This is a genomic window from Spirillospora sp. NPDC047418, from assembly GCF_040643275.1.
Taxonomy (GTDB): domain Bacteria; phylum Actinomycetota; class Actinomycetes; order Streptosporangiales; family Streptosporangiaceae; genus Spirillospora.
The window spans coordinates 40,866-62,904 of record NZ_JBEYTW010000025.1 but is presented as its reverse complement, the minus strand read 5'-3'; the positions used below and the strand labels follow the sequence as shown (position 1 = coordinate 62,904).

General features: G+C 72.1%; 23 protein-coding genes. 14 read left to right on the top strand and 9 right to left on the bottom strand.

All coding sequences use genetic code 11. The annotated features are described in order from the left end of the window. Nucleotides 1–3 precede the first annotated feature (3 nt). Entirely contained in the window at nt 4–1,164 is a 1,161-nt protein-coding gene (locus tag ABZ806_RS18095; protein WP_500218443.1) for an RNA-guided endonuclease InsQ/TnpB family protein, read from the top strand. Between the two features lie 101 nt (nt 1,165–1,265). On the opposite strand, the gene phoU is transcribed toward ABZ806_RS18095, so the two are convergent. Continuing rightward, on the bottom strand, nt 1,266–1,943 hold the full coding sequence (phoU, locus tag ABZ806_RS18090; RefSeq protein WP_500218442.1) for a phosphate signaling complex protein PhoU: 678 nt from the start codon (nt 1,941–1,943) through the stop codon (nt 1,266–1,268). A 179-nt stretch (nt 1,944–2,122) separates the two neighbouring features. Here phoU and ABZ806_RS18085 point away from each other — a divergent pair, with 179 nt between their 5' ends. Both ABZ806_RS18085 and ABZ806_RS18080 read left to right on the top strand, forming a co-directional pair. Then, nucleotides 2,123–3,325 carry a sensor histidine kinase gene (locus ABZ806_RS18085; RefSeq protein WP_500218441.1) on the top strand — a complete coding sequence of 401 codons (1,203 nt, stop codon included), beginning with the start codon at nt 2,123–2,125 and terminating at the stop codon, nt 3,323–3,325. Between the two features lie 5 nt (nt 3,326–3,330). Beyond that, nucleotides 3,331–4,002, top strand: coding sequence for a winged helix-turn-helix domain-containing protein (locus ABZ806_RS18080; protein ID WP_500218440.1), 672 nt, complete (start codon nt 3,331–3,333; stop codon nt 4,000–4,002). Nucleotides 4,003–4,151: 149 nt separating this feature from the next. Here ABZ806_RS18080 and ABZ806_RS18075 read toward each other — a convergent pair whose 3' ends face one another. Beyond that, nucleotides 4,152–5,072, bottom strand: a complete 921-nt coding sequence (locus ABZ806_RS18075; RefSeq protein ID WP_500218439.1) for a hypothetical protein — start codon at nt 5,070–5,072, stop codon at nt 4,152–4,154. A 195-nt stretch (nt 5,073–5,267) separates the two neighbouring features. Continuing rightward, on the bottom strand, nt 5,268–6,041 hold the full coding sequence (locus ABZ806_RS18070; protein WP_500218438.1) for a hypothetical protein: 774 nt from the start codon (nt 6,039–6,041) through the stop codon (nt 5,268–5,270). A 350-nt stretch (nt 6,042–6,391) separates the two neighbouring features. Here ABZ806_RS18070 and ABZ806_RS18065 point away from each other — a divergent pair, with 350 nt between their 5' ends. Continuing rightward, nucleotides 6,392–6,874 carry a CarD family transcriptional regulator gene (locus tag ABZ806_RS18065; RefSeq protein ID WP_067634555.1) on the top strand — a complete coding sequence of 161 codons (483 nt, stop codon included), beginning with the start codon at nt 6,392–6,394 and terminating at the stop codon, nt 6,872–6,874. A 34-nt stretch (nt 6,875–6,908) separates the two neighbouring features. Further along, nucleotides 6,909–7,370 (top strand): 2-C-methyl-D-erythritol 2,4-cyclodiphosphate synthase, encoded by a 462-nt coding sequence (ispF, locus tag ABZ806_RS18060; protein ID WP_500218437.1) that lies wholly within the window; start codon nt 6,909–6,911, stop codon nt 7,368–7,370. 37 nt (nt 7,371–7,407) lie between these two features. Here ispF and fahA read toward each other — a convergent pair whose 3' ends face one another. Genes fahA through ABZ806_RS18045 form a run of 3 tightly spaced genes read right to left on the bottom strand, consistent with a single transcriptional unit; the run spans nt 7,408 to nt 10,620 of the window. Beyond that, nucleotides 7,408–8,625: a fumarylacetoacetase gene (gene fahA / locus ABZ806_RS18055; protein WP_500218436.1), complete on the bottom strand. Its 1,218-nt coding sequence runs from the start codon at nt 8,623–8,625 to the stop codon at nt 7,408–7,410. Beyond that, a complete protein-coding gene (locus tag ABZ806_RS18050; protein ID WP_500218435.1) occupies nt 8,622–9,401 on the bottom strand; it encodes a hypothetical protein in 780 nt (259 codons plus the stop codon). The genes fahA and ABZ806_RS18050 overlap by 4 nt, the downstream gene beginning before the upstream one ends. A 28-nt stretch (nt 9,402–9,429) precedes the next feature. Then, the gene (locus tag ABZ806_RS18045; RefSeq protein ID WP_500218434.1) at nt 9,430–10,620 is read right to left on the bottom strand and encodes a DUF2637 domain-containing protein; all 1,191 of its coding nucleotides are present in this window, start codon (nt 10,618–10,620) and stop codon (nt 9,430–9,432) included. Nucleotides 10,621–10,835: 215 nt separating this feature from the next. Between ABZ806_RS18045 and ABZ806_RS18040 the strand changes: the two genes are divergently transcribed. The 6 genes from ABZ806_RS18040 to ABZ806_RS18015 all read left to right on the top strand — a co-directional run bounded on the left by ABZ806_RS18040 (nt 10,836) and on the right by ABZ806_RS18015 (nt 17,397). Next, nucleotides 10,836–11,597, top strand: a complete 762-nt coding sequence (locus ABZ806_RS18040) for a DUF6585 family protein (RefSeq protein ID WP_500218433.1) — start codon at nt 10,836–10,838, stop codon at nt 11,595–11,597. Nucleotides 11,598–11,691: 94 nt separating this feature from the next. Continuing rightward, nucleotides 11,692–12,060, top strand: coding sequence for a YciI family protein (locus ABZ806_RS18035; RefSeq protein ID WP_500218432.1), 369 nt, complete (start codon nt 11,692–11,694; stop codon nt 12,058–12,060). Then, complete coding sequence (locus ABZ806_RS18030; RefSeq protein ID WP_500218431.1) at nt 12,057–13,307, top strand: RNA polymerase sigma factor; 1,251 nt, start codon at nt 12,057–12,059, stop codon at nt 13,305–13,307. The genes ABZ806_RS18035 and ABZ806_RS18030 overlap by 4 nt, the downstream gene beginning before the upstream one ends. A 138-nt stretch (nt 13,308–13,445) precedes the next feature. Further along, nucleotides 13,446–14,840, top strand: coding sequence for a cysteine--tRNA ligase (gene cysS, locus ABZ806_RS18025; protein ID WP_500218430.1), 1,395 nt, complete (start codon nt 13,446–13,448; stop codon nt 14,838–14,840). Nucleotides 14,841–15,003: 163 nt separating this feature from the next. Beyond that, nucleotides 15,004–15,918 carry a 23S rRNA (guanosine(2251)-2'-O)-methyltransferase RlmB gene (gene rlmB, locus ABZ806_RS18020; protein WP_500218429.1) on the top strand — a complete coding sequence of 305 codons (915 nt, stop codon included), beginning with the start codon at nt 15,004–15,006 and terminating at the stop codon, nt 15,916–15,918. Nucleotides 15,919–16,464: 546 nt separating this feature from the next. After that, complete coding sequence (locus tag ABZ806_RS18015) at nt 16,465–17,397, top strand: EamA family transporter (RefSeq protein ID WP_500218428.1); 933 nt, start codon at nt 16,465–16,467, stop codon at nt 17,395–17,397. A gap of 18 nt (nt 17,398–17,415) precedes the next feature. Here ABZ806_RS18015 and ABZ806_RS18010 read toward each other — a convergent pair whose 3' ends face one another. Both ABZ806_RS18010 and ABZ806_RS18005 read right to left on the bottom strand, forming a co-directional pair. Continuing rightward, the gene (locus tag ABZ806_RS18010; protein WP_500218427.1) at nt 17,416–18,576 is read right to left on the bottom strand and encodes an RNA polymerase sigma factor; all 1,161 of its coding nucleotides are present in this window, start codon (nt 18,574–18,576) and stop codon (nt 17,416–17,418) included. Beyond that, entirely contained in the window at nt 18,573–18,920 is a 348-nt protein-coding gene (locus tag ABZ806_RS18005; protein ID WP_500218426.1) for a YciI family protein, read from the bottom strand. The genes ABZ806_RS18010 and ABZ806_RS18005 overlap by 4 nt, the downstream gene beginning before the upstream one ends. 354 nt (nt 18,921–19,274) lie before the next feature. Between ABZ806_RS18005 and ABZ806_RS18000 the strand changes: the two genes are divergently transcribed. Continuing rightward, nucleotides 19,275–19,808 carry a hypothetical protein gene (locus ABZ806_RS18000; protein WP_500218425.1) on the top strand — a complete coding sequence of 178 codons (534 nt, stop codon included), beginning with the start codon at nt 19,275–19,277 and terminating at the stop codon, nt 19,806–19,808. A 193-nt stretch (nt 19,809–20,001) separates the two neighbouring features. Here ABZ806_RS18000 and ABZ806_RS17995 read toward each other — a convergent pair whose 3' ends face one another. Then, nucleotides 20,002–20,466: a MarR family winged helix-turn-helix transcriptional regulator gene (locus tag ABZ806_RS17995; protein ID WP_500218424.1), complete on the bottom strand. Its 465-nt coding sequence runs from the start codon at nt 20,464–20,466 to the stop codon at nt 20,002–20,004. A gap of 102 nt (nt 20,467–20,568) precedes the next feature. Here ABZ806_RS17995 and ABZ806_RS17990 point away from each other — a divergent pair, with 102 nt between their 5' ends. Together ABZ806_RS17990 and ABZ806_RS17985 are read left to right on the top strand one after the other, a co-directional pair. After that, a complete protein-coding gene (locus ABZ806_RS17990; protein ID WP_500218423.1) occupies nt 20,569–21,516 on the top strand; it encodes a quinone oxidoreductase family protein in 948 nt (315 codons plus the stop codon). A gap of 157 nt (nt 21,517–21,673) precedes the next feature. Beyond that, nucleotides 21,674–21,910, top strand: coding sequence for a hypothetical protein (locus ABZ806_RS17985; protein ID WP_500218422.1), 237 nt, complete (start codon nt 21,674–21,676; stop codon nt 21,908–21,910). Nucleotides 21,911–22,039: the final 129 nt, after the last annotated feature.

Here is a 22,039-nt window from a genome sequence, read left to right as displayed (position 1 = left end):
ACTGTGAAATTGGTGGTGCAGGTCAAGCTCCTGCCGACGCCCGAGCAGGCGTCGGCACTGGCTGACACTCTGCATCGGGTCAACACCGCCGCCGACCAGGTCGCGGCCGTGGCCTTCGAGGAGTTCGGGCTGCGCTGCCGTGAACTGCCCCTGCGGAGGCTGTGCTACGGCGATCTCAAAGCCGGCGGGCTGGGCGCCCAGGCCGCCCAGCACGTGATCAAACGGGTCGTGGACGCCTACACCACCCTGCGCGGCACCATCCGCAACGGCCGTCTCGGCGGCCCGGCATCCACGCGGCGCCGCAAAGCCGAGTCCAAACCCATCGCCTTCCGCCCTGACGCCGCGCACACCTTCGACGACCGCAACCTGTCGTGGCAGTTGGACGCGGGCACCGTCAGCATCTGGACCACGGCGGGGCGGTGCAAGAACCTGCGGTTCGCCTGCTCACCCGACCAGGCCAAGATGCTGACCGACCACCGCAAGGGCGAATCGGACCTGATGTACCGGGACGGGAAATGGCTCCTGATCGCCACCTGCGACGTTCCTGAACCCGAGCCGTTCGAGCCGGTCGACTGGGTGGGGGTGGATCGCGGCATCGTCAACCTGGCCACCACCTCCGACGGCGACAACCACCAGGGCCGCCGCCTTTCCCGGTACCGGCGGTGGCAGGCCCGCAAACGCGCCGAACTCCAGGCCAAACGCACCCGGTCGGCCACCAGATTGCTGAAGAAGCGGGCCCGCCGCGAGGCGCGGCACGCCCGGCACGTCAACCACACGATCGCGAAACAGGTCGTCGCCGTCGCGGCACGCACCGGACGCGGCATCGCACTCGAACAGCTGAGTGGGATCCGCGGACGGGTCACGGTTCCACGCGACCAGCGGGCACGCCTGTCGTCCTGGCCCTTCCACCAACTCGGGCAGTTCATCGCCTACAAGGCCCGCCGCCACGGCGTGCCCTACATCGAGGTGGATCCGGCCTACACCTCGCAACGCTGCCCGCGCTGCGGACACACCGCCAGGAACAACCGTCCCACGCGGGACCACTTCACATGTCGCCGGTGCGGCCTCGCTGGGCCCGCCGACGTCGTCGCCGGGGTCAACGTGCGCGACCGCGCACGCTCGGCGTGGGTATTCGTCAACATGCCCCAACCCGCCCCCGGATAGCCCGGGAGCGGGTGGATGCGACCCGTGACCGCCCCGCCGTAACGGGCAGTCGGGAGCGCGAACAAAGCCCCCCAAGGACCGAACGAGCAAGCCCGGTCCCCTCAGGGCCGAGTAGTTGACGAGAGGTCGGTGATCTCCTCGGGGCGCTGCCCGGTCACCAGGTAGACGACGTTCTCGGCGACGTGGACGGCGTGGTCGGCGAAGCGCTCGAAGTAGCGGCCGGCGAGGGTGATGTCGACGGCGGGCTCGACGCCGTACTTCCACTTCGGGGACAGCAGGATGTCGAACAGGCGGCGGTGGAGGCGGTCCATCTGGTCGTCGTCGGCGTCCAGTTCGAGGCCCATCTCCACGTCCTGGGACGCGATCACGCTGCCCGTCTTGGCGATCATCCGCTCGGCGATCTGCCCCATCTCCAGGACGGTGGCCTGCAGCTCCGGCGGGACGGCCGACTCGGGGTGGCGGCGGCGGGCGGTCTTGGCGATGTGCACGGCGAGGTCGCCCATGCGCTCCAGGTCGCCGCTCATCCGCAGCGCGGTGATCAGGGTGCGCAGGTCGCCGGCGACGGGCTGCTGCCGCGCCATCAGGTCGAACACCGTCGCCTCGATGTCGGCGTCGATCTTGTTGACGTGCTCGTCGCCGCTGATGACCTCCTCCGACAGCCGCAGGTCGGCGTCCAGGAGGGCGGTCAGCGCGCGGGCCATCGCGGACCGGACGAGGCGGGTCATCTCCACCAGGCTGTCGGTGAGGGAGTCGAGTTCCTCGTGATAGGCGTCGCGCACGTGAAGTCCTTTGCGGAGAACGGGGGCCGGGAGAACGGGGGAGGGCGGAGTCGCCCACGCAACAGCCTGCCCTGCCGCTGTGAACGATCCCGGATGGGAAGGTGAACTTTCGGCTAACGGAGTGCTGTGACCTGGGCTGCGGGGAAGGGTGGTTCGGAAAGCCGCTTACGATCCGAGGTGTGGAGGTCGAGATTGTGGCGAGCCTCGTGGGGCTCGCCGGGCTCGCGATCGGGCTCACGACTGGATTGGCGGTGCGCGTGAGCGAGCGATCCCAGCGGATACCGGCGCCCGCGGCCCCGGCGGGGACACTGCCCCCGGGCGTCGCGTCGGTGCTGAGCGTCCTGCGGTCGTCGGCCGTCGTCGTGGACGGCGAGGACCGGGTGCTGCGCGCCAGTTCGGCGGCGCGGGCCTACGGCCTCGTCAGCGGGGACCGGCTCGTCGTGAACGAGGTCCTCGCCATGACCCGGCTCGTCCGCCGGGACGGGGAGATCCGGGAGACCGAGATCCAGGTCGGGCCAACGACGGTGCGGAGCCGGCTGGACGGCCGCTGGTTCGCGGTGCGGGTCGCGCCGCTCGGGTCGCACGGGCTCGTCCTCGTGCTGGCCGAGGACCTGACCGACATGCACCGCACCGAGGCGATCCGCCGCGACTTCGTGGCGAACGTCAGCCATGAGCTGAAGACCCCGGTCGGCGCGCTGTCGCTGCTCGCCGAGACCGTCGAGGGCGCCGCCGACGACCCCGAGGCCGTCCGGCGGTTCGCCGGACGCATGCAGTACGAGTCGGTGCGGCTCAACAACCTCGTCCAGGACCTGATGACGCTGTCGCGGGTCCAGGGCGACGAGCCGCTGCCCGACCTGCAGCCGGTCGACCTCGGCGAGGTGATGGCGGAGGCGTTCGAACGCTGCCAGTTCAAGGCGTCCGCGAAGGACATCGAGCTGGCGTCCGGCGGCGAGGAGGACCTGCGGGTCCACGCCGACCAGGAACTGCTCGTCACCGCGCTGCGCAACCTCGTCGACAACGCCGTCGCCTACAGCCCCGAGCACACCCGGGTCGTGGTGACGACCCGGCGCTGCGACGACCGGCAGGTCGAGATCAACGTGTCCGACCAGGGCATCGGCATCCCGGAAGGCGAGATCGGCCGGATCTTCGAGCGCTTCTACCGGGTCGACCCGGCGCGCTCCCGGCGGACCGGCGGCACCGGCCTCGGCCTCGCCATCGTCAAGCACGTCACCGGCAAGCACGGCGGCGACGTGACGGTGTGGAGCAAGGAGGGGCACGGGTCGACGTTCACGATCCGGCTCCCGCTGCTCGACGCCCCGTCCCGTCGCGCCGCAGGTGCGGAACAACCCCCACAGAACACCGCCCGGGAGGCAGAAACGTGACCCGCGTGCTCGTCGTGGAAGACGAGGAGTCGTTCAGCGACGCACTGTCGTACAACCTGCGCAAGGAGGGCTTCGAGGTGGCGGTCGCCGCCACCGGCCCCGACGCGCTGGACATCTTCGAGCGCAACGGTGCCGACCTCGTGCTGCTCGACCTGATGCTGCCCGGCCTGCCGGGCACCGAGGTGTGCCGGGAGCTGCGCGCCAGGTCCAACGTGCCCGTGATCATGCTGACCGCGAAGGACAGCGAGGTCGACAAGGTCGTCGGGCTGGAACTCGGCGCCGACGACTACGTCACCAAGCCGTTCTCCACCCGGGAGCTGATCGCCCGGATGCGGGCCGTCCTGCGCCGCCAGGGCGAGGTGGACGAGCCGGCGCCCGCGACGCTGGAGGCCGGGCCCGTCCGGATGGACGTGGAGCGGCACATCGTCAGCGTCGGCGGCGAGCCCGTCCAGCTGCCGCTGAAGGAGTTCGAGCTGCTGGAGGTGCTGCTGCGCAACGCCGGCCGCGTCCTGACCCGGATGCAGCTGATCGACCGCGTCTGGGGAGCCGACTACGTGGGCGACACCAAGACGCTGGACGTGCACGTCAAGCGCCTGCGGGCGAAGATCGAGGAGACCCCGTCCGCGCCGAAGTACATCGTGACCGTGCGGGGCCTGGGCTACAAGTTCGAGCCCTGACGGACAGCGAAGAACGGCCCGCCCGAGGCTCGGGCGGGCCGTTCTTCGCTGTGCTGGACCGGTCGGCTGGGCCGGGGGTTGGTCGGCTGTGCCGGGGCCGGGGCCGGGGCCGGGGCCGGGACCGGGGTCAGTCGGCTGTGCTAGGCCGGTCAGTGGCCGGCGGCGGCCGGGGTCTCGGAACCGCCCGGGGTCTCGGAACCGCCCGGGCTCGCCGGCGCGCCCGGGGTCTCGGACGTGCCGGGCGTCGGCTCACCGGAGGCGCCGGGGCTCGGGCTGCCCGCCGGACCCGTCGCACCCGGGCCGGGGGTGCCGGCCGGCTGCTCGGACGGGGTGGCCAGCGGGTAGGTCGCGTAGTCCTGCTGGTGCGGCGCGATGGGCACCTGGAACTCGACGCTGCCCGCCTTCTCGAACTGCATCCGCACCGGGACGGTCGACCCGGCGACCAGGTCGCTCGCGGTCAGGCCGGTGAGCACCACCAGCGGCTGGTCGCCCGGACGCGGGGTCGTCGGCAGGCCGCTCTCCTGCGGTCCGGCGGTGTCCTGCGGCGCCGGGGTGCCGGTCGTGCCCGGCGTGGCGCCGGCGCCGGCCGTCGGCTGCGCGGTCGTGCCGGCCGTCGGCTGCCCGGTGTTCTGGCCGGACGGGGTGGCGGACGGGCTCTCCTTCGCCGGCTTGCCGAGCAGCGGGACCATGCTGCCCGTCCCGTCCGGCGCGGCGCCCGGCAGTGCGATGGTGCCGCCCGCGATCTTCGCGCCGCTGAACGCGGGCGAGCTGACCGAGACCAGCCGGTCCTGGCGGCCCTGCACCTGGTTGATCATCACGCCGTAGAGCGGCAGCGCGTCGCCGGGCTTGAGGGAGCCGCCGGGGCCCGCGCCCAGCAGGAACATGTTGCGCAGGTCGATCTGCGACGAGTTCGGCTTGTCCAGCGGCACCGACACGTTGACGCCCTCGGTGAGGCGGGTCGGGTAGGCGGACTGGGGAGTGTCGCCGGCGCCGCAGCCGGAGATCACCGGCGCGAATGCGACGGCGCCCGCGACGGCGAGCACGATCACTCGACGGCTGTTTCGGATCACGGCGTCGGTCTCCTCGTGAAGTGTGATCACAAGATGTGACTGCGAAAAGTTGTGGTGAGTGGCGTGAGATACGCCAGAGGCAGCGTAGCGAGGCCCTGCCGCGTATCCGTCTTCGGGGTCGCCGACACGCGCGCACATGGCCTGAACAATGCTCGCGAACGCCCGGACCATGCGTCCCGCGCCCCCCGAATCCGGTCAGCCGGTGCCGAGGGACTCGACGCGGGCGGTGAGGTCGGGGCCGGGCCTCGGCGCGTGGACGATCTCGGTGACGACGCCGTCCGGCTGCACGAACACGGCGGTGAGGCCGGTGCCGGTCGGGCCGGGCGTGCCGGGCTCGGGGGCGTAGGCCGCAGCGAGGACGCCGTCCCGGTCCTCCATGATCATCGGCATCCCGTCATGGGCGGTGCCCGCGCACGCCCGCAGGTCCTTCAGCGACGTCGCCTTCCGGTCGCCGGCCGGGCGCGGATCGGCGACGAGCCAGAAGTTGAGCCGGTACTGCCGCGCCTTGCCCGCGAGCTCGGCCACCACGTCCGCGCACTCGTAGGCGGGCGGGACGATGCCGATCACGCTGGGCCGCAGGTTGCGCAGCGGGGTGGGCTTGCGGCCGTCCGCCATGACGTCGACCTCCCCGTCCGGCAGCAGGCCGCCGATCCTGCCGGGGTCGGCGGAGGGGCGGGGCGCGAGCTGCGCGCCCGTCGGGCGGGGCACCGGACGCGGCCCGAACGCGGTCATGAGCACCCCGCTGAGCAGCGCGACCAGCAGCGCGCCCGCGATGATCGGGATCGCGACGCCGAACCGGGTCACCGGGCGGGTCAGCCGCCGCAGCCGCCGCCTGCGCCGCCGGCGCCGCTCCTCGCGGTGGTAGGCGGCCATGTCCCGCTCGAGTTCGCGGGCGTCGTCGGGCACGACGACGTCGATGTGCGGGAGCCCGTAGTCGTCGGGCTCCGGGTCGCCGCCGTCCGGCCTCACGCCGCACCTCCCCTCGGGGTCGCGTCCGCACGGGCCGCCGTCCTATTCGGGGCCTTCCGGGCGCTTCGTACCCGCGCCGCCCGGCATGCTCACCTCCAGTATGGAACGCATCCGCACGGTGGGCGGGACGGATGCTTGTAACGGGGCTCCCCTTACCGGTAATGACGTTTCGAGGGGACCCCGGTGATCTCTCGGCTACGCTGAGCACGGGGAACTGGACGCCGATGCACCATTAAAGGGCTTTGTCAATACCCCAATATGCGGTTTGACCTGCGCATATGCCTGGAAGGCCGGTTCGGCCACGCTCGTTTCCGTGGTACCCTGGTGCTAGCGGAAGGGGTACTTGTCACATGACTTTCCAGGTCGGCGACACCGTCGTCTACCCCCACCATGGGGCTGCTCGGATCGAGGCCATCGAGACTCGCACCATCAAGGGTGAGGACAGGACCTATCTGGTTCTGAAGGTTGACAAGGGTGACCTGACGGTGCGGGTCCCGGTCGAGAACGTCGAGGACGTGGGCGTCCGGGACGTCGTCGGCCAAGAGGGGCTGGAGAAGGTGTTCGAGGTGCTGCGCGCACCCTACACCGAAGAGCCCACCAACTGGTCGCGCCGGTACAAGGCGAACCTTGAGAAACTCGCGTCCGGCGACGTCAACAAGGTCGCCGAGGTCGTCCGCGACCTCTGGAGGCGCGACAGGGAGCGCGGTCTGTCCGCCGGTGAGAAGCGGATGCTCGCGAAGGCACGCCAGATCCTCGTCAGTGAGCTGGCGCTCGCCGAGAAGACCAACGAGGACAAGGCAGAGGCCCTGCTCGACGAGGTCCTGGCCAGCTGAGCGGCCGACCGAGTTGACCGAGCGGCTTCCCCGGGTGGGCGTCGGAACCGACGTCCACCCGTTCTCGTCCACCCCGCGCCCGCTCAAGGTCGCGGGTCTCGAATGGCCCGGCGAGGGCCACGGCCTGGCTGGCCACTCCGACGGCGACGTCGCCGCGCACGCCGCGTGCGACGCGCTCCTGTCGGCGTCCGGCCTCGGTGACCTCGGCGCGGTCTTCGGCACCGCCGACCCGCGCTGGTCCGGGGCGTCCGGCGTCGACCTGCTCCGTGAGGTCGCCCGGCGCGTTACCGAGGCGGGCTTCACCATCGGCAACGTGGCCGTCCAGATCATCGGCAACCGCCCCAAGATCGGCAAACGCCGCGCCGAGGCCGAGAAGACCCTCACCGAGGCCCTCGACGGCGCCCCGGTGACGATCTCCGCCACCACCACGGACGGCCTGGGCCTCACCGGCCGGGGCGAGGGCCTCGCCGCCGTGGCCACCGCCCTGGTCTTCTAGGTCGGTCTTCCAGGGCCGCTCTTCGCAAGCCGATCACCTAGGACTGGGCGGGGTGGACGGTGCCCGTCACTTCGCCGAGGGTGATGCGGGAGCCCGCGGCGCCCGGGGCCTGGGCGCGGATCGTCACCGTGTCGCCGTCCTCCAGGAAGGTGCGTTCGGTGCCGTCGGGCAGTTCCAGCGGCTCCTGGCCGTTCCAGCTGAGTTCGAGCAGGCAGCCGCGCTGACCGCGTTCGGGGCCCGAGACCGTCCCGGACGCGAACAGGTCGCCGGTGCGCAGCGGGGCCCCGTTCACCGTGGCGTGCGCGAGCTGCTGCGGAGGCGTCCAGTACATCGACGCGAACTGCGGGCGCGCCGCCACCTGGCCGTTGATCAGGACCTGCAGGTGCAGGTCGAGGCCCCACGGCTCGTCGCAGCTCAGATAGGGCAGCGGCGCCGGGTCCTGGACGGGCGGGGTCACCCGCGCCGGTTCGAGCGCCGCGACCGGCACCACCCAGGACGAGACCGACGTCGCGAACGACTTGCCGAGGAACGGGCCGAGCGGCTGCGACTCCCATGCCTGCAGGTCCCGCGCGCTCCAGTCGTTCACCAGGACGAACCCGAACACGTGATCGCGGAAGGCGCGGACCGGGACGCCGCGTCCCGCCGACGAGGGGACGCCCGCGACGAACCCGACCTCCGCCTCGAAGTCCAGGCGCAGGGAGGGGCCGTAGGACGGCTCCGGGTCGCCGGACGCGCGGCGCTGCCCCGACGGGCGGATGATCGGCGTCCCCGACGGGTACACGGTCCCCGCGCGGCCGTGGTAGCCGACCGGCAGCCGCTTCCAGTTCGGCGTCAGCGGTTCGCCGTGCGGCCGGAACATCCGTCCCGCGTTCACGGCGTGGTGCTCGTTCGAGTAGAAGTCGACGTAGTCGGCGACCTCGAACGGTCGCAGCAGCTCGACGTCCGCGACCGGGATCAGGTGCGGCTCGACGCGGGCGCGGTACGACGCGTCGGTGAGCAGTTCGGTCACCCGCTCGCGGTTCGCCCGCCAGGCCGGGCGTCCCGCGACCATGAAGGCGTTCAGGGAGCCGGACGCGAAGTAGTGCCGGTCCTCGACGAGCCCGGCGGCCGACATCTCCGCCAGGTCGAGGACGCGGTCGCCGATGGCCACGCCGACGCGGGGCAGCTCACCGGGGCGCGCGAAGACCCCGTACGGCAGGTTCTCGATGCCGAACCCGGCGTCCTCATCGACGTCAACCCACGAAACGGTCGTCATGGAGACATATCTTCCCCCGTGTCCGGCATCAGACCCACCGCGTGCAGATTCCTGCGGCACGTGTCGAGGTCGCGGACGGTGAACGCCGCCAGGAGGCGCCGGGCGGCCCGCGCCGCGTCCTTGGGAAGGGCCTGGACGTCCACGGCGAGGCGCGCGGCGTCGGTGCGTTCGAGCGCCCGGCGGATGTCGCGCTCACCGGCGGCGGCACCGGCCGCGGCCAGCAGCACGTTCAGGCCGGAGCTGGACGCCCGGCCCGCTCCGACCGCACATGTGAACTCGAGGCCGCGCTCGGCGCAGGCCGCGATGAACGCCGCCGACGCGGTCGTGGTCGCGGTGCCGAGGGGCGCGCCGTGGTCGCGGGCGGCGGCGATGCGGTCCAGTGCGTCCCGCCAGCCGGGGGTGGGACGCACCTCGATGCGCGCCGGAACGCCGGACGGCAGGCGCGCGAGCGTCACGGCCACGGCCCGCGCCTGGTCGGCGTCCGGGGGGACGGCGATCTCCACCGCCGACGGCCGGACGCGCGGCTCCGCCCGGACGGCGTCCAGCGCCTCCGGCAGCTCGTCGATCCCGGTGTCGGCGACGAGGACGAGGTCGAGGAGGTCTTCCGGGACGAGATGCGCCCGCAGCTCCGCGAACCGCGAGGCGGGGCAGCGCAGCCGTCCCGCGGCGGGATCGCGGACGGCCGCGCGGTAGGCGGGCAGCGCCTCGCCGACCGGGGCGCGGTCCGGCGGGCAGAGCGCGGCGTCGTCGAAGAGCCGGGCGAATAGGGCGCCCATGCCGGACTCGTACCCCGGGCCCGTCCCGCTAGTCGGCGGGTGGGGTGGGGCCGCTGCGGAAGCTGCTGGACGGCGGCGGGTTCCAGTCCTTGGCCGCGGGGTCGCCGGCGTCGGGATCCTCGGCGCGGTCGGCGGGCGGCGTGTCGTGGAGGTCCTCGTCGGCGCCGGGGATCACGATGTCGGGCCGGGTCGTGGACGCCACCGGACGCTGATCCGCGGCCTCCCGGTCACGGCCGCGGACCAGTTCGACGTCCGTCGGCAGCAGCGCCGGGACCCGGTCGAGCGGCGGCCGCGGCTCCGGCAGCGCGTCCAGCGGCGGCGCCGGCTCGGACGACAGGCCGCCCCCGTAGCCGAACGGCTCGGGGTTGGCGGGTTCAGCGGGCTCAGCGGGCTTGGCCGGCTCAGCTGGTTCGGCGGGCTCGCCCTCGGCGTCGTCCTGGGGGGCCCTTCGTTCCTCCGGCACTTGATCCGCGCTCCCGTGCCCGTCCGAGGCGTCCTCGTGCCGGACGGGCTCCGGAGCGCTCGGCTCGGACCCACCGGACGCCCCCAGGACGGGCTCGGGCTCGGCGGCGGCGCCGGGCCGGTGGGCGGGGAAGTCCGGAGCCTGCTCGGCGGGCGGCTCCGGGAGGAACGGGATCAGCGGCTCCTCGTCGGCGGGTTCGAACGCCGGCTCGGCGCCGGCCGGGGCCTCCAGGGCGAGCGGCGGCGCGGCCGGCTCCAGGACCTTCACGTGGCCGCGCTGCGTTTCGACGGGCGCGGCCTCCTCGGCGGCGGGGCGGCCCACCCGGATCTGCTTGAACATCGTCAGCCACAGCCAGATCGCGATCACCAGCATGACGTGCGGCGCGATCGCGACCCCGGCGCGCACCGCGTCCTCCGGGAGGGAGCCGTACCCCCACACCGAGTGCTGGACGGACGCCGCGGCGCCTCCGGCGGCGAGCACGAGCAGCAGTGCCCAGCGCAGCAGCCGCGTCCACCAGCGGGCACCCCGGGTGACGACCAGCGACAGGATCGTCATCGCGACGAGCGTGTCGGCCATCGCCGGGTACAGCGGCGCCCAGCGGCGGCTCACCCCGCCGGTGCGGGCGAGTTCGCGCAGGACGTCGTAGGTGAGCACGTACGCGCCGGCCGCGAGCGCGGCGACGACGAGGCCGGCGAGGGCGGTCAGCAGCCGCCGCTGGCCGCGGCTGTAGGACGGCGGGGTGCGATCAGATGGCATGGAGTCTCGTTCCGGGGGAGGGCGCCTGAGGGTCCTCAGCCGAGATTAACCAGCCGGGACGGAGGCGAACCGCAACTTCTTGGTGATCACATTGTCGCTGCGCACCATAAGGGGGGAGACGTACGGTATGGACGACGCCATACCGAGGGGAGGCTGCGATGCCGCACGGCTGGTTCGTGGACGGAACGCGGACCCGAACGGCCGGGTAGCGCGGCATGGCATGGCCTCATGACGGGCTGAACGACGGGCCGGACGACCGGCTGGGCGAGCCGATCCGGATCTTCGACGGCCGGGCCGCGGGCCGCCGCACGTGGGCGTGGCTGTGCCTGCTGGGCCTGGCGTCGGCGGCGCTGATCCCGGCGGCCGTCGTCTACCTGCGTGACCGCACGTGGTGGGTGGGCGTCCCGGCGCTGCTGCTCTCGATGGGGTACGCGGCCGCCGCCGGCTGGATCGCGGGACGCGACCGCCCCCGCCTCCGCCACCGGGTCGCCCGCCTCTACACCGGCGGCCTGTCGGTCACGGAACCGGGCGGCGGGGCCGGCTACACGTGGGACGAACTGGTCTCGGTGACCGTCGCGGGCCGGCACCGCGGGCCGCGGATCCGGTGGTGCTTCACGATCGTGGCGGACGACGGCGGCGTCCTGCGCCTCGAAGACGACATCCCGGACGTCCGGACGCTGGGCCTGGCCGTCGCGGAGGAGGTGACGGCCCGGATCGTCCCGCGCCACCTGGAGGCGGTGCGGGCGCGCGAGTCCGTGCGCCTCGGCCCGTTCGCCATCGACCTGGACGGTGTCGAGAAGGATGGCGAGCGGCTGCCGTGGAAGGAGGTCCAGGACGTGGTGATCGACAACGGCATGGTGGCCGTGCATGCGCACCCCGGCCGCGCTGACCTGCTGGCGGTCGCCTCCCAGGTGCCGGACGCACTGGCGTTCGCGGCCCTGTGCCACCGGCTCAGGGACCTCGCCGGATCCTCCTGAGGAATTTCTCGCCGGGGATGTCGAGAACGGGCCCGCCGCTCCGATCGTTCTGTGACGAACGGCCGCCATGGCCGCTCACGACAAGGAGCGCACCATGAAGTACATGCTGCTGATCTACAACCGTCCGGGCTTCGTGGAGGAACTGACGGAGGCCGAGCGCGAGGCGCTGTTCGGCGAGGTCGACGCGATCATGCGGGAGCTGACCGAGTCGGGGGAGATGGTCGGCGGCGACGCGCTCGCCGACCCGTCCACGACGAAGACCGTCCGGGCGGGCGCGGACGGCCGGCCGGCCGTGACCGACGGGCCGTTCCCGGAGGCCAAGGAGCACTTCGCCGGGCACCTCACCGTCGACGTCGAGTCGGCGGAGCGGGCCGTGGAGATCGCCTCGCGCTGGCCGGACATCCGGCACGGCGGGCGCATGGAGGTCCGGGCGATCATGGACGGCGCCGGGACGGAGATGTGAGGACGCCCCCGGCCGTCGAGGACCTGCTGCGCACCCTCGCGCCGCAGGTCCTCGGCACGCTGGTGCGGCGGCACGGCGCCTTCGACGCCTGCGAGGACGCCGTGCAGGAGGCGCTGCTCGCCGCCGCCGTGCAGTGGCCGGGGGACGGCGTCCCAGAGCACCCGCGCGGCTGGCTGCTGACCGTCGCGACGCGGCGGCTCACCGACCAGTGGCGCAGCGAGCGGGCCCGCCGCGACCGCGAGGCCGCCGTGTTCGCCCAGGACACCGCGCCCACGGGCGAGGCCGCGGACGAGAACCGGCCCGGCGACCGGGACGACACGCTCACGCTGCTGTTCCTGTGCTGCCATCCGTCGCTGTCGCCGCCCTCGCAGGTCGCGCTGACGCTGCGGGCGGTCGGCGGCCTGACGACCGCGCAGATCGCGCGGGCGTTCCTCGTCCCCGAGGCGACGATGACGCAGCGGGTCAGCCGCGCCAAGCAGAAGATCAGGGCGGCGGGGGCGCGGTTCGTCCCGCCGCCGGCCGGGGAGCGGGACGAGCGGCTGCGGGCCGTCCTGCACGTCCTGTACCTGGTCTTCAACGAGGGGTACACGGCGTCCAGCGGGCCGGACCTGCAGCGCGCCGACCTGACGGCGGAGGCGATCCGGCTGGCGCGGGCGCTGCACGCGCTGCTGCCGGGCGACGGCGAGGCCGCGGGCCTGCTCGCGCTGATGCTGCTCACCGACGCCCGCCGCCCGGCCCGGACGGGCCGCGGCGGCCTGCTGATCCCGCTCACCGAGCAGGACCGGACGCTGTGGCGGCGCGAGGCGATCGAGGAGGGCAGCGCGCTGATCACGGACGCGCTCACCTGGTCGCCGCCCGGCCCGTACCAGGTGCAGGCCGCGATCGCCGCCGTCCACGCGGAGGCGCGGCGCCCGGAGGACACCGACTGGGCGCAGGTCCTCGCGCTGTACCGGCTGCTGGCGCACCTGTCCCCGAACCCGGTGGTCACGCTGAACGAGGCGGTCGCGCTGGCGATGGTGTCCGGGCCGTCCGCCGGGCTGGACCTGCTGCGGACACTGGACGGCGACGACCGCCTGTCGGGGCACCACCGTCTCGCGGCCGTCCGCGCCCACCTGCTGGAAATGGCCGGAGACCTGGACGCGGCGCGGGACGCCTACCGGGAGGCGGCGCGCCGCACGACCAGCCTGCCGGAACGCCGCTACCTCGAATCCCGCGCCGTCCGGCTCAACGGAGGAAACGGCGGGTGATCCCGCGGCATGAAGGCGGGTGATCCCGCGGCATGAAGGCGGGTGATCCCGCGGCATGAAGGCGGGTGATCCCGCGGCATGAAGCCGCGACGCGTAATGCGCGGCGCGGTCGTGCGCCGATCCAATAGCCTGGGCCCTGTGAGTCTGCGCTTTTACGACACCGGCACCCGCAGCGTCCGCACGTTCGAGCCCCTGGAAGAGGGCCGCGTGGGGATGTACGTGTGTGGTGCGACCCCGCAGGCATCACCGCATATCGGGCACCTCCGCTCGGGCGTCATCTACGACGTGCTGCTGCGCTGGCTGCGCGCGTCCGGCTACGAGGTGACGTTCGCCCGCAACGTCACCGACGTCGACGACAAGATCATCGCGGTGGCGGCGGAACGGGACGTCCCGTGGTTCGCCATCGCCGAGGGCAACCAGCGCGTCTTCACGCAGGGCTACGACCTGCTCGGCTGCCTGCCGCCGACGGTCGAGCCGCGCGCCACCGGGCACGTCCCGGAGATGATCGTGCTGATCCGGCGGCTGATCGAGAAGGGCCACGCGTACGCGGCGGGCGGCGACGTGTACTTCGACGTGAACTCGTGGGCGGACGAGTACGGGTCGCTGTCGAACCAGCGGCTGGACAACACGCGGCATACCGGCGACTCGCCCCACGAGGACGCGAAGCGCGACCCGCACGACTTCGCGCTCTGGAAGGGCGCCAAGCCCGGCGAGCCGTCCTGGGAGACGCCCTGGGGCGACGGGCGCCCCGGCTGGCACCTCGAATGCTCCGCGATGGCGACGAAGTACCTCGGGCCGACGTTCGACATCCACGGCGGCGGCGTCGACCTGATCTTCCCGCACCACGAGAACGAGATCGCCCAGTCCCGTGCCGCCGGTGACGGGTTCGCCCGCTACTGGCTGCACAACGGGCTCCTCACCGTGGACGGCGAGAAGATGAGCAAGACGGTCGGCAACGTGGTTCTGCTGCCCGATCTGCTGGGCAAGGCCCGTCCGGTGGAGGTGCGCTACTACCTGGCGTCCGCGCACTACCGGTCGCTCATGGACTACTCCGACGACGCCCTGGCCGAGGCCGTCTCCGCCTACCAGCGCATCGAGGGTTTCGTCACGCGGGCCTCCGAACTGGTCGGCGCGGTGCCGCCTTCCGCGGTGCCGTCCGAGTTCGCCGCGGCGCTGGACGACGACCTGGGCGTGCCGCACGCGCTGGCGGTGCTGCACGAGACCGTCCGGGAGGGGAACAGCGCCCTCGCGTCCGGCGACCAGGACGCGGTGCGGGACACGTTGGCGTCCGTGCGGGCGATGGCGGACGTCCTCGGCCTCGATCCGCTGTCGCCGCAGTGGAGCCGTGCGGGCGAGGAAGACCTGCGTCCCGTCGTGGACGCGCTGGTGGCGGTGGCGCTGGAGCAGCGGCAGGCGGCGCGCGCGCGGAAGGACTACGGGGCCGCCGACGCGATCCGCGACGGCCTGGCGGAGGCCGGGATTCTCGTCGAGGACACCCCGCAGGGCCCCCGCTGGGAACTGAAGCGGGACTGACCCGGGACCGCCACAGGACTGCCACGGGACTGAACGACGCCCCGCGCCGGATAAAATCGGACGTTCGCGGGGGTGTCGATGCCGTCCCGCCGAGACCGAGCCGCCCCGGCAGCCGCGAGGGCGAGCGAGCACGCAATCGTCATCGCAAGGGGCGTAACGGACAATGGCCAAGCGCAAGGGCAAGGGACCCACTCCCAAGGCCGAGGACCGGCACTGGCACGGCAAGCGCCAGAAGGCCCGCGCCGTCAAGAGCGCCAAGCGCACCGGCACGCCGACGCTCGGCCCCGGCGGGCGCGGGAAGCCCGCCGCCGCGCCCGCCGCCGGTGGGCGTCCGGCCGGGGCGCGGCGCGCGAACGGCGAGGTCCCCGAGCTCGTCACGGGCCGGAACCCGGTCGTCGAGGCGATGCGCGCGGGCGTTCCGGGCACGGCGCTGTACGTGATGTCCAGCACCGACGAGCGGGTCCGGGAGTCGATCCAGCTGGCCGCCGACCGCGGCGTCCCGCTGCTGGAGACCGGTAAGAACGAGCTGGACCGGCTGACGGACGGCGCCGTCCACCAGGGCATCGCGCTGCAGGTCAAGCCGTACCGCTACGCGCACGCGGACGACCTGCTCAAGGGCACCGCCCCGCTGATCGTCGCGGTCGACGGGATCACCGACCCGCGCAACCTCGGCGCGATCGTCCGCTCCGCCGCCGCGTTCGGCGCGACCGGCGTCGTCGTCCCCGAGCGGCGCGCGGCCGGGGTCACCGCGGGCGCGTGGAAGTCGTCCGCCGGGACCCTCGCGACCTGCCCCGTCGCGCAGGCCACGAACCTGACGCGGCAACTGAAGGCGTACCAGAAGGCGGGCTGCTTCGTCGCCGGGCTGGACGCGCGCGGCGGCGTGACCGTCGGCGACCTGGAGATCGCGTCCGGCCCGTTCGTACTGGTCGTGGGCTCGGAGGGCAAGGGTCTCGGACGGCTGGTCGCCGACACCTGCGACATGCTGGTCACGATCCCGATGCCGGGCCGTGCCGAGTCCCTCAACGCCGGCGTCGCCGCCGGCATCGCCCTATACGAGGTAAGCCGCCTACGAGCCTGACCGCCACCGAGCCTGACCAGCGGCTCCGCACCCGAGCAGCGGGCACACCTGACCAGCGTGCGCGTCTGCGCGGCGCCGCACCTGACCGGCGGGTGTGTCTGCGCGGCGCCGCACCTGAATGGCGGGTGCGCCCGAGTGGCGGTTCCGCGCCTGAGTGGCGCCGCTGCCTGAGCGGCGCTGCGCCTGAGCGGCGGCGCGCCTGAGCGGCGGCGCGCCTGGATGGCGGGCGCACCTGACCGGCGGTTCCGCGCCCGAGTGGCGTCGCTGCCTGAGCGGCGGCGCGCCTGAACGGCGGGCGTGGCTGAGTGGCGGTTCGGCGCCCGAGTGGCGCCGTGCGCCCGAGTGGCGGGCGTGCCTGAGCGGCGCCGTGTCTGAATGGCGCGCGTGGCCTGAGCGGCGGGCGTGCCTGAGTGGCGGTTCCGCGCCTGGGTGGTGGGCGTGGCTGAGCGGCGGTTCTGTCGTTGCCTTAGCGGGAATAATCTTAACGTTCAGATACTTATCGTTCATGTACCTGCTCGCCCCGATGTCCCCGTTGAGGTGATTCTCGTGACCGCCATCGCGGCACAGCGGACGCCGCGCGCCCGCTACGCCTCCGACCTCGCCCTCGCCGCCCTCGCGCCCGCGAGCTGGGGCACCACCTACGTCGTCACCACCACCCTCCTTCCCGCCGACCGTCCGCTGCTGGCCGCCACCCTGCGCGCCCTGCCCGCCGGGCTCGTCCTGCTCGCCGTCACCCGGCGCCTCCCGCGCGGCGACTGGTGGTGGAAGTCGATCGTCCTCGGCATGCTGAACTTCGGCGCGTTCTTCCCGCTGATCTTCTTCGCCGCCTACCGGCTGCCCGGCGGGGTCGCCGCGACCATCGGGTCCGTGCAGCCGCTGGTCGTGGCGCTGCTGTCGCTCGGCATCCTGCGGGTCCGGCCGGCCCGCGCCGTCCTGCTGTCGGCACTCGCCGGAACCGGCGGCGTCGCGCTGCTGACCCTGACCGCCGACGCCCGCCTCGACCCGCTCGGCATCGCCGCCATGCTCACCGCGACGTCCCTCATGGCCGTCGCGATCGTCCTGGCGAAGAAGTGGGGACGTCCCGAATCGCCACTGGTCATGACCGGCTGGCAGCTCTCGGTCGGCGGCCTGGCGCTGCTGCCGCTGACGCTGCTCACCGAGGGCGTCCCGCCGTCCATCACGGGCGAGAACGTGCTGGGCTTCGCCTACCTCGGCATCATCGGCACCGCGATCGCGTACGCGCTGTGGTTCCGCGGCATCGACCGGCTCGCCCCGACGTCGGTGTCCCTGCTCGGCTTGACCAACCCGATGGTGGCGACAATGGCGGGCCTGCTGATCCTCGGCCAGACCCTCACCTTCTGGCAGGCCGTCGGATTCGCCATCGCCCTGGGGGCACTGGTCGCCGGTCAGACCTTCAACAGGACGCCTGCGAAGCCCGCCGTGGTCGTGCCGATTCCACAGCCGGCCGGACGTGCCTGACCCTTTTCACGGCCGCACTCAGGCTCGCCGCTTCCCGAGAAAGGCCCGTTCGCTCTCGTTCCGGGTACGCGCGATGGCTGCGGCATACGCCTCCGCGGCCTCCGCGTTCCGCCCCAGCCGCCTCAGCAGGTCGGCGCGGATCGCGTGGAACAGGTAGTACCGGCCGAGATCGAGTTCCTCCACGAGCGCCAGGCCGACCTCGGGACCGTCGATCTCGGCCACCACCACGGCCCTGTTCAGCGCGGCCACGGGAGTGGGCGCGACGACCAACAACTGGTCGTACAACTCCAGGATCTGGCCCCACTTCGTGTCTTGCGCGTTCGCCGCATCGCTGTGCACGGCGTTCATGGCCGCCTGAATCTGGTACGGCCCAGGGCGGTTGATCTCCAGACACCGCCGGACGAGCGACTGCCCTTCCTGCACGAGCCCGCGATCCCACAACCCGCGGTCCTGCTCACCGAGCAGGACCAATGCGCCATCCCTGATGCGAGCGGCCTTGCGCGACTCAACGAGGAGCATCAGCGCCAGCAACCCCAGCACTTCCGGCTCGTCCGGCATGAGCTCTCTGAGAACCCTTCCCAGCCTGATCGCCTCGGCGCCCAGCTCGCCCCGTCCCGGATACCCTTCGTTGAACACGAGGTAGATGACTGCCAGGACCCCGGAGAGCCGTCCCGGAAGGTCCGCCTTCTCCGGTACCCGGTAGGGAATCCGCGCGTCCCGTATCTTCGCCTTCGCCCGGACGAGGCGCTGCGCCATCGTCGCCTCCGGGACGAGGAACGCCCGCGCGATCTCAGCGGTCGTGAGCCCGCCCAGCAGCCGCAACGTCAACGCGACCCGCGCCCGCATCGCCAGCGCCGGATGGCAGCACGTGAAGATCAGCCTCAGCCGATCGTCTTCCACCCCGCCCACCTCGACCGGCCCGCCCTCGCGCACCAGCGCGGCCTGCGCGTGCTTCCCGTCCCGCAGAGCCTCCCGGCGCAGCCGGTCGATCGCCTTGTTCCGCGCCGTGGTGATGATCCAGCCGGCCGGGCTGGGCGGCGCCCCGTCCGACGGCCACCTCCGGACCGCCTCGACGAACGCGTCCTGCACCGCCTCCTCGGCGACGTCGACATCACCGAAGACCCGGGCCAGGACGGCCACCGCCCGCCCGTGCTCCTCCCGGAAGACCCGCTCGATCACACCTCACCCTGGAACGGCCGAACCTCCATCGGCAACCCCGTGGCCTTGCAGAACCGCGCCGCGACCTTCAGCGCCGCGTCCAGATCCTCCACCTGGATGATCGTGACGCCGCCGATGTGCTCCTTGCCCTCCGTCCACGGCCCGTCCGTCGCGACGACCTCGTCCCCCCGGCACCGGACCATGGTGCTCGCCTCGGGACCGTGGAAGCCCCGCCCGAACACCCACGACTCCTCCATCTCCAGGTCCTGCCGGATCTCCGCGATGTCCGCCATCACCTTGTCGAGGACCTCCGGCGGCGGAGGATCACCCACAGGCTGGATCATGTTGAGCGCATAGAGCTTCATGCTTCCTCCTTCTCGTACCTCACGACCACTACCCCGGTAGCCGCCGACGCATCGACCGCCGCGGGCGCCTGCATGCCCCGTCCAGCGGTAGATGCTCGACAAGCCCGATCTTCCCCAGGAAGCCTCCCTGAGTCCGTCTCTCACCCCCCACACGAACGCCCACGCCTCAAATCGACACCCGACCAAAAACTTCCGGGCCAAATCGAGCGGCAGCGTAGGAGCGCCGCCGAGTCACGCGGCCGGAGCATCGCCGCCGATGCGGCAGGCTCATCGGAAGCCGAGGAAAGGGGCGAGATGAGCGTCCGCGAGAGTGACCTCGTCCTGCGTCCGGACGCCCGCACAGGGCTGATCGTTGTGACCGTCACGGTGGTCGCCGGCGTGAGCATCGTCGCCGCGATCCTGATAGGGGACGCCCCAACGCCGTTCGCCCCGATCGTCGGCGCGCTGTTCACCGCGATGACCGCCCTCGGGATCGTGAACCTGCTCCGCACGCGGATCACCCTGACGCCACAGGAGATAGTCGTACGAGGAGTGTTCTCCGGGCAGCACCGTCCGCGCTCGCAGGCGGCAGAGGTCGTCCGCGCGACCATCACCGCGCCGCGCGGAGCATCGGGCGAAAGCCTGTTCGTCCTGGACGCACGTCGCGACCTGCTGATCAGAGTGTCCGGCGCAGGCTTCAAGCGCGAAGACCTCGACCTCCTGGTAACCGAACTAGGCGTGCCGTGCAGGGCCTTCAGCCATCCGGTCGAACCCAAGAAGTTCGCTGAAATGTACCCCGGCCTCATATCCAAGGCCGAGCGACACCCCTACCGCATCGCGTTCACGATCATCGCCGTCATCTGCGCGATCGCGGCACTGACCATCGCACTGATGGCAGCGACGTCCTAACCGCCTGGTGGTAGGCCCCGGTGAACGACCAAGCGCCCCGTCCGGGGAGACCCGCCGAGCTGGCACGGCACTGAGGCCGGGCCGGCACGGGAGTGAGGCCGGGCCGGTGCCGCCTGATGGAGCAAGGTGTCGCCCCGCCGCGGGTGGCGGCGAGGGCCGCAGGTCCGTTCCGTGGCCTGACTGTCGACCCGGCTCAGGTGGCGGGCTTGGTCTCGGGCCGAGGAGTCTGCTCGATCAGGATCGCTGTCGCCCGTTCCAGCATCTCGCAGAACGAGGCGTGTTCGGCGGGTGTGAACGCGTCGGTGAGCGCACGCTCCAGCACGATCACCTCGCTGTAGGCGTGATCCAGCAGCTCGCGGCCAGCCTCGGTGGGCGTGGCGATCAGGACCTTGGCGTGGACCGGGGACGGCTCGCGGGTGATGAGGTTCTTGTTCTGCAGGCCGGTGAGCACGGTGGCCATGCTCTGCTGGGTAACGCCGCAGGCACGGGCGAGCTGGGCGCCGGACATGCCGCCCTCACGGGCCAGCAGCAGCAGCACCGTGTACTGCGTCATGGTGAGCCCATGTCCGCGCAGCGCCGCCTCGTGGTGTCCCATCAGCGCCTGCTCGGTGCGCCTGATCCGGGTGCACAGATACTCCTCGACCGGGATCTCTGCCATCGCTCCCACCGCTTTCACAATTCACTGGGTTGACTCAATGTTCTGATACTCACTACGGTCCTCAAGTATCAGGGTACTGAGTCAACCCAGAAGGTTGTCACCATGCAGGCTGTCGTCCTCGATACCGACGACCAGTTCCACCTCACCGACATCGACGAGCCCGCCCCCGGCCCCGGCCAGGTCGCCATCCGGGTCGCCTACGCCGGAATCCAGTACGGCGACGTGCTGGTCCGCGACGGCCACTTCCCCGTGCCACGTCCGTTCGTCCCCGGCTTCGAAGCCGCCGGACACATCATCGCGGTCGGAGACGGCATCGACCCGGCCCGCATCGGCACACCGGTCACCGCGCTGACCAGCGCCGGCGCCTATGCAGAAGTCGTCGTCGCGCCCGCCGTGCTCACTCTTGACGCCGCCGACCTGGACCCACGGGTCGCCGCGGGCTTCGGCTGGGTCACCCCCACCGCCTACGACCTGATCAACACCGTCACCCGCGTGCGGCCCGGCGACAGCGTGCTCATCCACGCCGCCGCCGGCGGCGTCGGCACCCTGGCCGCCCAGTTCGCCAAGGCCGCCGGAGCCGCCACGATCGTCGGCGTGGTCGGCAACGATGACCAGGCCGTCTACTCCGCGCAGTTCGGCTACGACCAAGTGCTGGTCCGAGAGCAGTTCCCCCACGCACTCGCCGACGACCACTTCGACGTGATCCTCGACCCCATCGGCGGCCCCACCCGCCACGCCAACCTGGAACGCCTCGCCCCCCACGGTCGGCTGGCCGTTTACGGCAACATCGCCACCTTCGAACCCGTCGAAGTCTCCGTCAACGACCTGCTCATGCAGGGCAAGTCCCTGCTGACCTACAACAGCAACCTGCTGAGCAACACTCACCCCGAACGTCTCGCCGCCAGCGCCCACCGGGCACTCGAACTCCTGACCGACGGCCAGGTGCGCATCGACATCACCGCCGAATACCAGCCCGCCGACCTCGACACCGCCATCCAGCGACTCGCCGACGGCGCCACCCGCGGCAAGAGCATCCTTCGGATCACCTGACCACGACCCGCAACGCGTCGTGCCGGGAGGCCGCCCGTCCCAGAGAGGCGGCCTCCCAGCACAACACCGCGCATCGACAAGTGACCGAGCCCCTCACCGGCTACAACGAAGACCGCTGCCTGAACCGCTGAAGGGGGGCAAGCGTAGATTGTCCGAGGTGGGCAAGAGCGAACACGCCGGAGCACTCCCACGCTTCCGCACTCCGGCGGACTATCGCGCCGCAGCGTCCGATCCGAACACCGATGTGCACACCTTCTGCTATCTCGCCCAGTGTCCGTATCCGTTCGTCTGGCAGGCGCTCGCTGTCAACCCGCGTACACCTACGCGCGTCCTGGGAGAACTGTGCTCGAAGAGCGACAGCGCGTGGAACGACAGCCGGCAGTGCAGGGCCTAGCCGCTCTGCCTGGTGCGTCAGCACGTATGCGAACCGGCCTCAATCGCCGCCTGGCCCAACGGCATCCCGAGGACGGCTGACGGCGATGCCCGACGGCACACGTGGATCGGCCGATCTTGGACGGGCGTC

Coding starts and splice junctions, on each gene's coding strand:
- ABZ806_RS18065 (WP_067634555.1), top strand. CDS start 6,392: ATGACTTTCCAGGTCGGCGACACCGTCGTCTACCCCCACCATGGGGCT.
- fahA (WP_500218436.1), bottom strand. CDS start 8,625: ATGACGACCGTTTCGTGGGTTGACGTCGATGAGGACGCCGGGTTCGGC.
- ABZ806_RS18050 (WP_500218435.1), bottom strand. CDS start 9,401: ATGGGCGCCCTATTCGCCCGGCTCTTCGACGACGCCGCGCTCTGCCCG.
- ABZ806_RS18045 (WP_500218434.1), bottom strand. CDS start 10,620: ATGCCATCTGATCGCACCCCGCCGTCCTACAGCCGCGGCCAGCGGCGG.
- ABZ806_RS18040 (WP_500218433.1), top strand. CDS start 10,836: ATGGCATGGCCTCATGACGGGCTGAACGACGGGCCGGACGACCGGCTG.
- ABZ806_RS18035 (WP_500218432.1), top strand. CDS start 11,692: ATGAAGTACATGCTGCTGATCTACAACCGTCCGGGCTTCGTGGAGGAA.
- rlmB (WP_500218429.1), top strand. CDS start 15,004: ATGGCCAAGCGCAAGGGCAAGGGACCCACTCCCAAGGCCGAGGACCGG.
- ABZ806_RS18005 (WP_500218426.1), bottom strand. CDS start 18,920: ATGAAGCTCTATGCGCTCAACATGATCCAGCCTGTGGGTGATCCTCCG.
- ABZ806_RS17995 (WP_500218424.1), bottom strand. CDS start 20,466: ATGGCAGAGATCCCGGTCGAGGAGTATCTGTGCACCCGGATCAGGCGC.
- ABZ806_RS17990 (WP_500218423.1), top strand. CDS start 20,569: ATGCAGGCTGTCGTCCTCGATACCGACGACCAGTTCCACCTCACCGAC.